Consider the following 14,237-nt stretch of genomic DNA (forward strand, 5'->3'; position numbering starts at 1 on the left):
CCACCCGCGCCGGCTACCGCGATCGATCCGAGACACGATACTGACGTCTAATGGGCAGGGGGTAATGAACGCACTCGTTTCGGAGTGGTTGGCCGGTGTTCGCTCGCGGACGAAATCGGGACGGCCCCTGCAGTCGCCACACGGAGCACTATGCGGACCGGTGGTGTCGAACGGCCACATGGCCGACGAACGCGACGGGCGAGACGGTCCGCTCGATCGTGAGGATCAAGAAATCGGGGCAACGGTCGCAACAGACACTGACTCCCTGCTCGGCGTCCTCCCACACTTTTACCGCGGCGAGGTCAGTCAGGCCAACAGCGCCCAGAATCGGATCGACCGGACGACCGACTGGGCGATCACGCTGCTGGCCGCGCTGCTCTCGCTCGTCTTCTCGAGTCGCAACATGCCGGCGTTCCTGCTCCTCATCGGAATATTCGTCCTCTCGATCTTCCTCTTCTACGAAGTGCGCCGTTACCGGTTCTACGACCACTGGCGCGCACGCGTCCGCTTCGTCCAGGAAAACGTGTTCGCGAACGCGCTGGAACCCACCGGCGTCGAACATCCGGCGTGGCGCGAGGAACTGAGCGACGACCTCCGCAATCCGACGTTCAAGGTATCCACTCGAGAGGCGCTGTCCAGACGAATACGACGAGTGTACGGACTGTTGTTCGGAGTGGCCGGGATCGGCTGGGCGTTCAAAGTCACGCTGTTCACGCCGGAGCAACAGTGGACCGAAGCCGCCGAACTGCCGGGGATCCACGGTGGCATCGTGGCCGTACTCTTCGGACTCTTCTTCGCCTGCGTGATCGTCATCGCACTGTGGCCGGGCCGTCGGAAAGCGAAAGGGGAGATTCACGGCACGGAACCGGGCGATTGGAAAAACGATCGATAGCGTCCGATCAGGAGCCGGAGTCGACGTCCGTAGTGCTCTCGCCGGACGCCGTTACGTCACCGGTCGGCTCCGACTTCTCGCCCGCGTCCGCGGCGCTGGCCGCCGTCGCCTCGGTCGTGGCCCCGGTCTCTACGTCACCGACCCGTTCTCGAGCGAAGATATCGAGCACGACTTTCGCACCGCCGAGGACGACCGGGCCGATGAACAGGCCGACAGCGCCGAAGGTGAGGAGTCCCCCGAAGATGCCGACGACGATGATCGCGGAGTTGAGCGCGCTCGTTCGGCCGATGAGCGCGGGCCGCAGATAGGTGTCCGAAATCGTGACGAGGAAGCCATAGACCGCGAGCGCTGCGGCCCCGATTGGACGCCCGATCGCGACGAGATAGATCGAAACGGGGAGCCAGACGCCGAACGCGCCCACCAGCGGGAGGAGCGTGAGGACGAACGTCAGCACGGTAAGCAAGACGACGGCGGGGATTCCGAGCACTGCGAGCCCCGCGCCGAGCAACACCGCCTGAATCGCCGCGACGAGGACGTTGCTGATGACCGACGCTTGCATGAGCTGATCCAGTTCGGCGAAGAGCTCGCGCTGGATCCCGTCGTCGATCGGGACGACCCGATACAACCACGCCATCAGCCGATCCCCGTCGCGCAACAGCGCGAAGCAGACGAACAGCGTGATCGTCAAGCCGATCATGATCCCCGGCAGCCCGCCGACGACGTCGAACGCACTGGTCGCGAACCCGCGAAGCCCCCTCGTGATCCCGTCCTGATACGATCCGTAGAGGCTCGTGAGATCGACCGAATAGCCGCTCTCGGCGAGAGCCCGTTCGATCGATTCGAGATCGACGTCACCGTTCCGGACCGCGGTCACAAGCAGGGACGACTGCTCGAACGCGACGTAGAGAATATACAGAAGCGGTAGCACGATGACGATAACCGCGATGATAACGGTGACGAACGCGGCGATCATCGGCCTGACGTACGCCTCGAGTCGGTGTTGGACCGGCAGGAGAATGTACGCGAGGACGATTCCGAAGAGGACGTACTGCAGGTACGGCAGGACGATGAGGAGCCCGAGAACGATGCTGATCAGTGCGAGGCCGGTCAGGACGGGCTGCTCGACGACCCACGCGGGCGGCTCCGGACGGTCTGCCATACGTCTGGCTCCAACGTCCCGACGGATTAGTCCTCTGAACGCTGGTGAGAATCGGGGTCTGACACGCCCGCGGAACGACCCGAAAAACGCGAGCGACTACGGGCCCCGGTCTGTGACTTAGTCGACGCATCGGTACGTCCGATACCGACGAGCCGTTTTCCTCGCTCGCGCTCGGCGCTCGCTCGCAACAATCTCCCTTGCGAGAGCTTCACTCTCGCCAGTCCTTCGCTCGTTCTACTCGCGAAGACACCAAAAAACCGCCGCGGCCCCGCTACTCGACGTATCGGTACTTCCGCTCACCCACACCGACGGACCTTTTTCCTCGCTCGCGCTCCGCGCTCGCTCGCAAAAATCTCCACCAAAAAACCGCCGCGACCCCACTACTCGACGTATCGGTACTTCCGCTCACCCATGCGGCCCCAGCCGTCGAAGACGAACTCCTCGCTGGGGGTCGTGAACTCCTCAACGTCGACGTCCATCTCGTGGTTGTGGGCGTCGTGAATCTCCTCGTAGTCCTCCCAGGCCATCTCGTAGCGATCGGCGAGTTGCTCGTCGACGTTCAGGGCCTCGATTTCCGCCTCCCAATCGTCCTGCACCGTCTCGAAGTGGATCTCCGCCTGCGCACCGCTGCCGTAGGAGCCGATAAGCAGCTTCTTCCCGATCATCTCGCGATCGTTCTCGAGAGCGTGTTTGAGCGCGCTCGCGCGGGCGACGTGGACGGAGCCGGTGTACCAGTTGCCGACCTCGCGGGCGATCGTCAGCGTCGGGTCGATCGTCGTGTCGTACCACTCGGCGTAGCGGTCGGTCTCCTTGAGCAGGTCCATGTATTCGCGGAGCGCCTCGTGGTAGTCCTCGTCGGAGTCGAACGCCTCGGGACGGGGCTGGCGACCGATTTCGTCGGCGAGCTCGTCCTCGATTTCCGTGTCGCGGATGACGTGACGGTAGGCCAGCAGGGCCGCCTTCCGGACCATGCCGGGGAACGGCGTGTGGAACGGTGCGTAGACGAAGTCCTCCTCGTGGACCTCGCCCGCGACGCTCTCGTAGTCCTCGAGGGCCTCGCGCATCCGCGCGAGATAGACCTGCACGGAGCGTTTGCCGTCGACGGACGGGAACTGCTGGTTGGGTTTGAGGAAGTCCGTCTCGTCGGCCGAGCCGTACCCCTGCTCGGCGGAGAGTTCGACGAGGTTCGGATCCTCGCTGATGAGCATCGCGACGGCACCGGCTCCCTGTGTCGCCTCGCCGTCGTCGCCGCGTGTGTACAGGGCCGTGTCGGTCGCGATAACCAGTGCGGAGCGACCGCGGTTACGTCCCGCGCGGATCCAGTTGTAGGCGTCGTCCAGGCTCTGGGTTCCCGCGATGCAGGCGAACTTCCGCTCGCCCTTGTTCGCGTGGTGGAAGTCCCCCTCGTAGACCTGCTCGAGGCAGCCAGCGACGTACGTCGAAACCGGCTTGGAGTTATCGAACGCGCTCTCGGTCGCGACGTCGATGCGGCCGATATCGTCGGGCTCGAGGCCTTTGCGTTCCATCAGCCGGTGGGCGGCGTTCGCCCCCATCGTGACGATGTCCTCGTAACTGTCGGGGAAGGAACTGGCGTTGAGGCCGAGTCCTTTCGTGTACTTTTCGGGGTCTTCGCCCTTCTCGGGAGCGAACGTGCCGGGCAGATCGAGTTTGAGGTTCCCGGTCCAGATTTCGATGGCGTCAATACCGACTGCAGTCATGTATCGTCAATATAGGTGATCATACATCATATTGTCGTTCGGAGTTTCGACGATCGTCGTAATCAGCGTGATGGAACGTGATAGGGCCTCTCGACGGTTCGATGGCAGGTTAGCCGGCTGTTTGCTGTTCCGTTTGAGATACTGTCTTGTCGTTCTGATCAGTAACGGTCAAAACCACATCGTACTGCTCACCGCCGTTGAGACCTTCGAAATCCACATTGTTTTCACGCGCAGTTTGATCGCCACTGACGTCGTATGTTCGAGTGTCGACCACACCGCTATCATCTTCAACCCGGAGTTCGACGGTTTCGAGTGGAGCATCACCTGCTGAGGCTTCCCAACTAACTCGAATTCCAGTGTTTCCTGAACCGGATCTCGTTTCAGCGTCAAACTGATCAATCGTCGGTCCAACAACTTCCGTCACCGAAAAGCTATCTTCAAACTGTACCGCGTTTGCGTTGTCCGCGTCAGCCGTCGCCGTATAGGTGTACTCGCCGGCTTCGAGCGTTCCGATATCCCCGAAGCTGACAGTCGTCGTTTCATCGGATATCTCCGCACTCGAGATTGTCTCATCGTATACCACGTCGTTGTCTGCATTTCTGATAACGAGGTCGACGCTGAGGTTCTCGGTCTCGACGGTGTTCGTTTCTTCGACGGTGATATCCGCTTCGTACGCGTCTGCGTCCGTTCCGTCCTCGAGACCAGTCACGTCCGTGATATCGATATCGGCAATCTCAGTGACGACTCGTAGTCCGTCCCGTGTCGCGGTATCGTTCTCACTGGTGACGACTGCCGTGTATTCGCCAGCATCACCCGACGCGGTTCCCCACTGGAACGTCCGCGTATCGCTTTCACCGGAGTCGAGCTGGACAGATGCAGTGTCGGTGAAAACGGTCGCCCCGCTTTCGTCCTCGAGTTCGAACTCGACGGTTTGGTCGCCGCTTTCCCCACCGGTGTTGTCGACGGTCGCCGTGACCTCGAGATCGTTCTCTTCCACGACCGGCTCGTTCGTCCCGGTAACCGAGACGTCGAAGAACGGTTCCCGGTTTACCTCCAACTCGATCGAATCGTCGTCCGTCCCGCTCGAGGTGTACACGGTGACTCTTTCGCCGTTATCGGCATTCGGATCGATTTCGAACCTCGTCGTATCCGTCCCGTCGTTCGCAGTCGTTCCGGTGTATCTCGAGAGGGTGCCGACAGTACGATCACTGACTGCATAATCGACGCTAGCGCCGGCAGCAGTTCCGCTTGTTTCCATCGTCAACGTTGTATCGTCCGTAACGACACAGGACTCAGAATCACAGTTATCGCCGTCAGCACCCGGCTCCGACGATGGGTCCTGCCAGTTGACGGTATAGGCCGGGCCGCTCGTCGAATCGCTGCTTGCGTCTTGAACGTCGAAGGGATCGCTCTCGGAGGCACTTGCATCGCCGACGCCGACTCGAGCCATCTGGAGTTCGTAGTCCGAGTCGGCCGCGAGTTCGATGGTCAACGCTCCGCCGGAGTAGTCCGTGACTTTCGCCTTCGCCTGACCTGAACCCGATCCGAGTTCGGTCCCGATCGTCTCGTTCCACGCGGTCGGCGACGCCGTCGGAACCGTGATCGTGATATTGTCGCCGTCGGGCTCGAGATCGATCGGATCAGTCGGGCCGCTCAGTACCCTGGTATCGACGGTCGTCGCGCCGCTCGAGGACGTCGACAGGTTGCCCTCGACGAGGACGATCGTGATCCGATCACCGTCGATCAGCGGCTGCTCGGTGAGCGCGACCGTGGCGTCGCTGAAATCGTTGAACGCGAAGCCGTGCTCGAGTCGAGTCGTCGGAGCAGTGCGGTACTCGTTGTAGGACGGTTCGTACTGGACCGTCCGCGTTTCGTGGGCCGTCCCCAGAAGGCCGTCCGGATTCCCCGTGTACGATCCGTCGGTGTCGTCGACAGCAGCATTGTCGATACGGACGGTTCCGGTCTCACTCGTCCGAAGCGTCCCCCTCGGATCCGTCGGGTTCGTCAGAAAGGTCCGGGTCGGGTAGCTGGTACCGAGCGTGACCGAGACCGACTCCGAACCGCCGCTCGTGCCGACGTTTCGGATCGCGTTTCGCAGCTCCTGCAGCTCGTCGTGGACCTGCTGATTGTGCTCGCTCTCGATCGCCTGATTCTCGGCGGGAACGGCGTTGACCTGGTAGAGCGCGAGCGCGGAAAACACGATGGCGAGCAGGAGCACCGCCCCGATCTGGACGGTCACCGCACGCTCGTCTGCCCACCGTGACATACGCGAGGATAGTCACCGTCGGTTAAACGTTTGGTGGCTATCGAACGTCCGACCGCTACTCGACGGCGTCGACCGACTACTCGTCTTCTTCGACGACTTCGGGGTCGCTCATCGCGCTCTGGAGGCTATCGAGCCCGTTGATCCACTCGGTGACAAGTCCGTACTCGAGGTCCTCGGCGACGCTCATATCGAGTTCCTGTCCGTCGATAACCAGTGTCCCGGCCTGCGCCGCGTAGCCGAGGGCGGCGTCGAGATCTTCCTCGGCTTCGGCGTCGGCCGCGGCGCTGAGGTAGTCGCCGACGCTGCCCTCCTCGGCCGGGCCGTTCGCGACGTACTCCTCCGCCGCGAAGAAGACGCAGACGAGGCTCGTCTGCACGCCGTCGACGAGAATCAGCTTCTCCTCGTCCTCGATGTCGATCTCGCTGAGAACGATCTCGCGGACGTCGTTGATCTCCTCGAGTGCGTCCTCCTGGTCGAGTTCCCCGTCGTCGTAGGCGGCGACGATCTTCGCGATCGCGATCGCCGTGTCGTCCTGCAGGTTCAACAGGAGTCGCGCCGACGATTCGTCTTCCGGATCGATGTCTTCGTCTTTGATGCGATCGATCCAGTTCTGCCAGCGTTCCTCCGAGTAGAACTCGGTCGGGGGATTGCTCATACAGACACCTACACCGGCCGCTTGAAATGCCTTTCTCTACATTGACTGCTTCACGTGACTGTATCGCCCGGACGGACGAACTCCACAACGCCGCCTACAGCCATGTTCGGCGCAGGTCCGTCCGTGTCTCTCCGGTTCCGTCCGATTCGGTCGAACGTAATCGCTGCTTACTCGCTTCCCGCGAGCGTCGCTTCCGTATCGATGCCGTAGACCGCCATCGGCGTCTCGACGTGTGCGATCCGGACCGCCTCGTCGTGACCGTTCTCGAGCAACCACCGGACCCGCCGGGGGACCGTCTTGGGGCCCAGCACCGCGCCCGGCCGGTCTGGATCGTCGATGTAGTCGGTCTCCATCAGGAACGGCTCGCCCCGCTCGGCGGCCGTCTCGAGGCGCTCTTTATCGGCCATCACGCTCGGGGTCGGTCCCTCGAGGCGGCCGCTCGCGTAGTGTTTGACGACGCGGTGAGGTTGCATCCCGGCGTCCTCGGCCCACTCGGCCACGTCGGTCATGTCCTCGCTGGCCTCGGCGTGGAGCTGGACGGCGCACTCGAGGTCGGCCCCGTGTTCGAACGCGCGGCGCATGACCGCGTTCGAGGCCGCCCAGACGTCCTCGTCGACCTCGTAGTGGGGGCGACCGGACTTCAGCGCCAGCGCCTCGCCCGCATCGACGTACTCCGCGGCGACGTCGATCCCCGCCTGCATGAGATCGCGGGCGTCCTCGGGCGCGAAGCCGCGGTCGTCTACCAGCCGCGAGATCAATCCCGGGTGGACGCCGAGGACGGGCCACGCTCGGCCCTCGAGTTCGCTCGAGGCCTCGTCGACGATTTCGATGGTTCGGTCGAAGACCGCTCGGAAGTCCTCGCCGGTCTCGGCCTCGACGCCGAGGTGCCAGGAGGGCTTGTTCACCACGAGCAAGTGGGTGCCGCCGACGCGGGCGAAGTCGCGGACGGCGTCGATACCCCGATTGTTGTCCGGATCGAGGTGGAGGTGGTCGTCGAGCACCGGCCGATCGTCGATCATGCGTGGGACTGGGCGGGCCGCGTCCGAAAAGTCACCGACTTCCGGCCGTGCGCCGGCGGATCCCTCGAGCGTCGGCCGTCGGGTTCGGCTCGAGGGGTGGCATCCACTGACCGGCCCGCAGTCGGTCGAAACCGACGGGTAAATGATAGGGGCCGTCCGTACTGGACGAAGGATAGATAGCAATCGACGATATCCAGAAATCCGGTACTGTCAGAAATAGTTATCATGGCGAATATAGTTAGCACAGTCGTGTACCACACGAGTGATCGAGTATGAGTGATACCGGGACGGATCCGACCGATCAGTTCGAACAACCGGACGACGACGGGCCGAGAGTCGAGTTCTACGGCGGCCGCGGGATGAGCGCGCTTCCGATCGGGATCTTCATCGTCTGGGCCATCGTTCAGACCGCTCTCTGGCGGATCGGGGATACCGGCGGGCTCATCGTCGGCATTCTCATCGGACTCATCGCCGGGATGTTCTTCGTCCGGGGGAACTGGCAGTCCTACGCCAACACGATCTTCGAAGGGATGACCCAGCCCGTCGCGGTGACGGCGATCGTCGCGTGGCTCTGGGCCGGTATGTTCGCCCAGCTGTTACAGGACGGCGGTTTCGTGGGCGGGCTCGTCTGGCTGGCCGACACCGTCGGCGTCGGCGCGGCGCTGTTCCCCGCGATTACGTTCGTCCTCGCGGCGGTGTTCACCACGGGGATCGGAACCGGATACGGCGCGACCGTCGCCTTCGTCGGCCTGTTCTTCCCGGCCGGCGTGTTGCTCGGTGCGAACCCGGTCTTGCTGTTCGGTGCGATCCTCTCGGGGGCGATCTTCGGCGACAACCTCGCGCCCGTCAGCGACACGACGATCGTCAGCGCCGTCACCCAGGACGCCGACATCGGCGGCGTCGTCGCCTCGCGGTTCAAGTACGTCATCGTCGCCGCGATCGTCGCCTTCCTCGGCTACGTCGCCGCCGGCGGAGCGATGACCGGCCTCGACGTCTCCGCCGAAGCGCAGGCGATCTTCCTCGAGGGCAGCGAGGCGATCGGCCTGATTCACATCGTCTCGATGCTGGCCGTGATCGGCGCGGCGATCGCCGGCCGTCACATCGTCGAAGCGATCTCGTGGGGGATCGTCATCGCCATCGCGTTCAACCTCGTCTTCGGCCTCGCGAGTCTCGGCGATATGGTCATGTTCAACGCGCCCAGCGACGCGCCGCTCGCGGAACCGCTCGAGTCCCTCCCGATCCTCACCGTCGTCGATAACCCGGACTCGGTCGGCGTCACCGGGAGCCTCATGACCGGCGTCTCCGGCTTCCTGGAACTCTCGATTCTCGTCCTCCTGATCATCGGCGCCGCCCAGATCATGATTCGGGGCGGTGCGTTCCAGGTGCTACTCGAGTGGTCTATCGAGAACCTCGCGACGAACGTTCGCAACGCCGAGTTGACGATGGTCGGGTCGGCGGCACTGATCAACGCGATCATCACGATCAACACGGCCGCCGAGGTCGCGATCGGCCCCTACATCTCGAAGATCGGCGAGCGGTTCAATCTGAACGGGTACCGACGCGCGAACATTCTGGACGGCCAGACCGCCGCACTGGGATACATCTTCCCGTGGTCGGGCGGCGTGCTCGCCGGCTTCAGCGCGATGCAGAACCTCCCCGGCGAGTACGACTGGTTCGAGCAGTCGATGGTCGTGACGCCCATCGACGTCGTGCCGTTCGTCTTCCAGGGCTGGTTGTTAGTGGCAGTGTTCGTCCTCGCGGCGCTCACCGGCTTCGGCCGCGAGTACGTTATCGATCGCGAGAGCGAAGAGGTGGCACGCGTATGAGTTTCTTCGAAACCTATCTCAAAGGCTGGCAGTTCCGGGCGAATAGACCGTCCCTCGAAGTCGGAAGCGAGATCGACGTCTTCGTGGCCGAATCGAACGGTACCAGCGGGACGGTATACATCGGCGATACGGAGCTCGTCGTCGACGGTGCCGGCGCAGAGACCGTCGAAAAGCAGGTTCGAGTCCGCGTGACCGAGTTCGACGAGACCACCGCGAGCGGTCGCGGCGAGCTCCTCGAAGTGGTCGGCGAAAGTTCCTACAGCGGTTGAGTTCCCCGGACTTCCTCAGGGCTCGAGGGTCACCGCGTCGTCGGCCGCGTTCTGGAGCGCGTCGGAACGGCCGTGCGAACCCGGTGCGATCGCGACCGTTTCGACGCCGACGGTGCCCGCGTACTCGAGAACGGGTTTGAAGTCGGTGTCTCGTGACGCGATCGCGAGGCGGTCGATGGTTCCGTCGCCGGCGAGCGCTGTCGCGTCGACGGCGAGTTTGACGTCGACGTCGCCGCTGGTGACGATCACTTCGAAGCCGCGGGCCTCGGCGGCCTGAATGAGCCCCGGCGTGGCGTGTTCGTCGAGATAGAGTCGGATGACCCCGACGCGCCCGTGCTCGCGAGTTACGTCGCGGAGGTCGTCGAGGTCGACGTCGAACTCGTCGCGGAAGACGTTCGGTCCGTCGACGAACAGACCCACTGCCGGCTCGCGTGCGGTATCCGGAGCGAGACGGGAACGAACGCGGTCGAACATAGTCAGATGCCCGCTCTTTCCCGCGCCCGGAGATAGGTGTGACGAAACGCCAGCGTCGCCGGGAGTCGCCATCGAACCGATCCGAGTATCGATCGATATCGAGCCGCATCAGGGCTGAAGATTAAAAAATCACTGTTATAACAGGGAACAAATAAATACTTATTGCGTTTATTATCTATTATTGTGTGCGAGACTAGATCATGGTATCTGCTATCAGTAATAGCGCCTGATCGTTATTTTTTAGATGATGTATCTAGCTTATTTCAAATTTGATTCCGTTTGGAAATATTTTAATATGCGAACCGGTACCATTCACCTGCATCATGTCCGATAATAAACGCACGCAACTGAACCGACGGTCCCTCCTCGAAGCGGCCGGCGCGTTCGGTGCGCTGGTCGGTTTCGGCGGCGTTACGTCCGCAACGCCGGGGCGTGAGCCGGGACCGAAGAAAGACGAAATGATCGTCGGTGTCGATTCCGACGTTTCGAACATCGAAGCAGCAGTCGAGGCGAAACTCCCGAGCAACGCGACTATCGTCCACACGAACGAAACGCTCGGCTACGCGTCGGTAAAGTTGGCCGACGAAGCCTCTATACAGGCCAAAGAGAACGTCAAGCGGAACCTCATGGACGTCAACGAGGTACAGTACACGGAGGACAACGTTACCTACCACGCCCTCGAGGCCGAACCGCTCGGATCGGGGGACGACGGCCAGACGGTTGACACGCAAGGGAGCGCGTCGCCGCTGTACGCGCCCGACGACCCGCGATACGGTGAGCAGTACGCGCCACAGCAGGTCAACTGCGAGGCAGCCTGGGACGAGACGCTCGGCGATCCGAGCGTGACGATCGCGGTCGTCGACCAGGGGATCCAGTACGATCACCCCAATCTCGAGGGGAACATGGTCGACGACATCTCGAACGGCGGGCGGGACTTCGTCGACGATGACGACGATCCGTACCCGGTAGACGGGAGCGAGAACCACGGCACCCACGTCGGCGGTATCGCGGCCGGCGGTACCGATAACGGCACGGGACACGCCGGCATCTCGAACTGTTCGCTGATCTCGGCCCGGGCGCTGAGCAGCGGCGGGGGCGGTTCGCTCACCGACATCGCCGATGCAGTGCAGTGGGCGGCCGATCAGGGAGCCGACATCATCAACATGTCTCTCGGTGGCGGCGGTGCGACCGACACGATGCAACAGGCCTGCGAGTACGCGCAAAACCAGGGATCGCTGCTCGTCGCGGCCGCCGGCAACAACAGGGGCGCACCAGTCTCGTACCCGGCAGCCTACGAAACCGTCCTGGCCGTCTCCGCGCTCGACGAAAACGAGTCGCTGGCGAGCTACTCGAACGTCGGTCCGGAGATCGAACTGGCCGCACCCGGTAGCAACGTCCTCTCGTCGATCCCCTGGGACGAATACGACACCTTCTCCGGCACCTCGATGGCATCGCCGGTCGTCGCCGGCGTGGCCGGACTCACGCTGTCGGCCTGGCCCGAGCTCTCGAACGCAGAGCTGCGAACCCACCTCAACGAGACGGCCGTCGACATCGGTCTGGACGACACCGAGCAAGGGAACGGTCGCGTCGACGCCGCCAACGCCGTCACCACCGATCCCGGTACGGACCCCGACCCCGATCCGGATCCCGACCCCGATCCGGATCCCGACCCAGATCCGGATCCCGACCCCGGCGAGTGCGGTGACGAAGTGAACACGGCCAGCGGCGACGGCCAGCTCAGCGGCGGCTGGTTCGGCAACCCGAGTGACAGCTACACCTACACGCTCAAAACGGCGGATCCCTGCAGCGCTACCCTCAGCCTCGAGGGCCCGAGCAACGCGGACTTCGACCTCTACCTGACCCTCGACGGCCGGACGCCGACGACGTGGGACTACGACGAGCGCTCGGTCGACAGCGACTCGAGCGAATCGATCGAGGTCGAGCTCGACGGCGACGAGGAGTTCGGCATCCTCGTCGACCGATACAGCGGCAGCGGCTCCTACACGGTGAGCGTCGAGGAGCGAGGCCGATAGGTCAATCACCTCGGACACGCTGATCGCATCGCTGCTCGAGGTCACCGACGGGGATCATTCGACATCCCGTCGTCTCAGCTCGGGAAACCAGTTTCGGGTTTCTCGAGGGTCGGCCGGATGCCGTAACCGGCCGGCTTCACATATTCACACACTATTCGGATACATTTTTTCGTTCTGTTACTATATCGTCGGCATATTCGAAAATAAATCACCGCTAGTTCGATAAGAGTTTACTAATTTCAGACAGTGATGACTGTCGTCCTATGACACAGAACAGTCCGCCGGAGGACGCCGCCGGCCGCACGCACGACCGCCGATCGATCCTTTCCGGTGTCGGGTCGATCGCCCTCGGCGGGGTGATCGGCGCGTCCGGTGTCACGACCGCAACGCCCGATCGCGAGCCGGGTCCGAAAGACGACGAGATCATCGTCGGTATCTCTTCGTCGGCCTCGGACGTGGCCGGCGAGGCGCGCGCCGCCGTTCCCGGAAACGCCGACGTGGTTCACACGAACGACACGATTCGCTACGCAGTCGTTTCGTTCCCGTCGGATGCGCCCGCCGCCGCTCGCGACGAGTTCATCGACGCCATCACCAGTTCGCCCGCCGTCGAGTACGCGGAACCGAACGTCTCCGTTCAGTCGTTCCTCGAGCCCGACGACCCTTACTACGAGTATCAGCACGCCCCCCAGCAGATCGACTGCGAGACCGCCTGGGAGACCACGCACGGGAGCGGGGACGTCGTCATCTCCGTCGTCGATCAGGGAATCCAGTACGACCATCCCGCGCTCGAGGGAATCGTGGACGATCGAGTCGGCGAGGATTTCGTCGACCGCGACGGCGACCCGTATCCGGCCGCCGGCGCGGATCACGGCACCCACGTCGGTGGCATCGCCGCCGGCGGGACGAACGACGGCACGGGTCACGCGGGTATCAGCGACTGCTCGCTCCTCTCGGTCCGTGCGCTCGACGAAAACGGCGTGGGCTCGCTCTCGGATATCGCCGACGGGATTCAGTGGTCGGCCGACGCCGGCGCGGATATCATCAACCTCTCTCTGGGCGTCGACGGCTCGTACGAGACGCTGACCGCCGCCTGCGAGTACGCGGCCGACCGAGGAGCGTTGCTCGTCGGTGCAGCCGGCAACGACGGGAACGACCGCGTCTACTCGCCGGCGGCCGAGGACAGCGTCGTCGCCGTCTCGGCCGTCGAGGGCGATGACTCGATCGCCTCCTTCTCCAACACCGGTCCGGAGATCGAACTGGCCGCCCCGGGTACCCGGCTCGTCTCGAGCGTCACCGGCGACGACTACGCCCGCATGTCGGGGACCTCGATGGCGGCGCCGGTGGTGTCCGGCGTGGCCGGGCTCGCACTCTCGGCCGATCCCGACCTCTCGCGGACGGCGCTCCGGGATCGCCTCCGAGAAACGGCGGTCGACGTCGGTCTGTCGAGCGACGAACAGGGCTACGGGCGGGTCGACGCGGCTCGAGCGGTCACGACCGGGTCGCCCGATGATACTGACGGCGGAACCGGCGAGGAGGACTCGAACGGCGAGTGCGGCGACGAAACCGTTACCGCGAGCGCGAGCGGGACCCTCGACGGCAGCGGCTGGTGGGGCGAGAGCGACAGATACAGCTACTCCCTGAACACCGACGACCCCTGTTCGATCACGCTCTCGCTCGAGGGGCCGGACGGCGGCGACTTCGACCTCTACGCGACCACGGACGGCAGTTCGCCCGACAGGTGGAGCCACGACGAGTCGTCGACGGGAGCCAGCACGAGCGAATCGATCACGCTCTCGCTCGAGGGCGACGAGGAATTCGGCCTGCAGGTACACGCAAACAGCGGGAGCGGGGAGTACACGTTGCGTCTCGAAGAGCGGGGCCGATAACGGATCCGAGTCGAGCACAACGGGCGTGAATCCGCCCATC

11 protein-coding genes are annotated in these 14,237 nt (G+C 63.5%); 5 read left to right on the forward strand and 6 right to left on the reverse strand.

Annotated elements, in window-relative coordinates:
- Positions 1 to 178 precede the first annotated feature (178 nt).
- Positions 179 to 892 carry a DUF2270 domain-containing protein gene (locus NDI89_RS11735; RefSeq protein WP_277521786.1) on the forward strand — a complete coding sequence of 238 codons (714 nt, stop codon included), beginning with the start codon at positions 179 to 181 and terminating at the stop codon, positions 890 to 892.
- Between the two features lie 7 nt (positions 893 to 899).
- On the opposite strand, the gene NDI89_RS11740 is transcribed toward NDI89_RS11735, so the two are convergent.
- From NDI89_RS11740 to NDI89_RS11760, 5 genes are all read right to left on the reverse strand, one after another.
- Complete coding sequence (locus tag NDI89_RS11740; RefSeq protein ID WP_277521788.1) at positions 900 to 2,051, reverse strand: AI-2E family transporter; 1,152 nt, start codon at positions 2,049 to 2,051, stop codon at positions 900 to 902.
- 380 nt (positions 2,052 to 2,431) lie between these two features.
- Positions 2,432 to 3,769, reverse strand: a complete 1,338-nt coding sequence (gene hmgB, locus NDI89_RS11745; protein WP_277521790.1) for a hydroxymethylglutaryl-CoA synthase — start codon at positions 3,767 to 3,769, stop codon at positions 2,432 to 2,434.
- Between the two features lie 109 nt (positions 3,770 to 3,878).
- Entirely contained in the window at positions 3,879 to 6,035 is a 2,157-nt protein-coding gene (locus NDI89_RS11750; RefSeq protein ID WP_277521792.1) for a CARDB domain-containing protein, read from the reverse strand.
- 76 nt (positions 6,036 to 6,111) lie between these two features.
- Positions 6,112 to 6,690 carry a DUF2150 family protein gene (locus NDI89_RS11755; protein ID WP_277521794.1) on the reverse strand — a complete coding sequence of 193 codons (579 nt, stop codon included), beginning with the start codon at positions 6,688 to 6,690 and terminating at the stop codon, positions 6,112 to 6,114.
- A gap of 167 nt (positions 6,691 to 6,857) precedes the next feature.
- Positions 6,858 to 7,709, reverse strand: coding sequence for a TatD family hydrolase (locus NDI89_RS11760; RefSeq protein ID WP_277521795.1), 852 nt, complete (start codon positions 7,707 to 7,709; stop codon positions 6,858 to 6,860).
- 272 nt (positions 7,710 to 7,981) lie between these two features.
- Here NDI89_RS11760 and NDI89_RS11765 point away from each other — a divergent pair, with 272 nt between their 5' ends.
- Both NDI89_RS11765 and NDI89_RS11770 read left to right on the forward strand, forming a co-directional pair.
- The gene (locus NDI89_RS11765) at positions 7,982 to 9,535 is read left to right on the forward strand and encodes a Na+/H+ antiporter NhaC family protein (RefSeq protein ID WP_277521796.1); all 1,554 of its coding nucleotides are present in this window, start codon (positions 7,982 to 7,984) and stop codon (positions 9,533 to 9,535) included.
- On the forward strand, positions 9,532 to 9,804 hold the full coding sequence (locus NDI89_RS11770; protein WP_277521798.1) for a DUF7513 family protein: 273 nt from the start codon (positions 9,532 to 9,534) through the stop codon (positions 9,802 to 9,804). Before NDI89_RS11765 ends, NDI89_RS11770 begins: the two co-directional genes overlap by 4 nt.
- A gap of 15 nt (positions 9,805 to 9,819) precedes the next feature.
- Here NDI89_RS11770 and NDI89_RS11775 read toward each other — a convergent pair whose 3' ends face one another.
- On the reverse strand, positions 9,820 to 10,278 hold the full coding sequence (locus tag NDI89_RS11775; protein ID WP_277521800.1) for an NYN domain-containing protein: 459 nt from the start codon (positions 10,276 to 10,278) through the stop codon (positions 9,820 to 9,822).
- A gap of 323 nt (positions 10,279 to 10,601) precedes the next feature.
- Here NDI89_RS11775 and NDI89_RS11780 point away from each other — a divergent pair, with 323 nt between their 5' ends.
- Positions 10,602 to 12,311 carry a S8 family serine peptidase gene (locus NDI89_RS11780; RefSeq protein WP_277521801.1) on the forward strand — a complete coding sequence of 570 codons (1,710 nt, stop codon included), beginning with the start codon at positions 10,602 to 10,604 and terminating at the stop codon, positions 12,309 to 12,311.
- 263 nt (positions 12,312 to 12,574) lie between these two features.
- Complete coding sequence (locus NDI89_RS11785) at positions 12,575 to 14,197, forward strand: S8 family serine peptidase (RefSeq protein WP_277521802.1); 1,623 nt, start codon at positions 12,575 to 12,577, stop codon at positions 14,195 to 14,197.
- Positions 14,198 to 14,237: the final 40 nt, after the last annotated feature.

The organism is Natrinema salsiterrestre (genome assembly GCF_029502005.1).
GTDB lineage: Archaea > Halobacteriota > Halobacteria > Halobacteriales > Natrialbaceae > Natrinema > Natrinema salsiterrestre.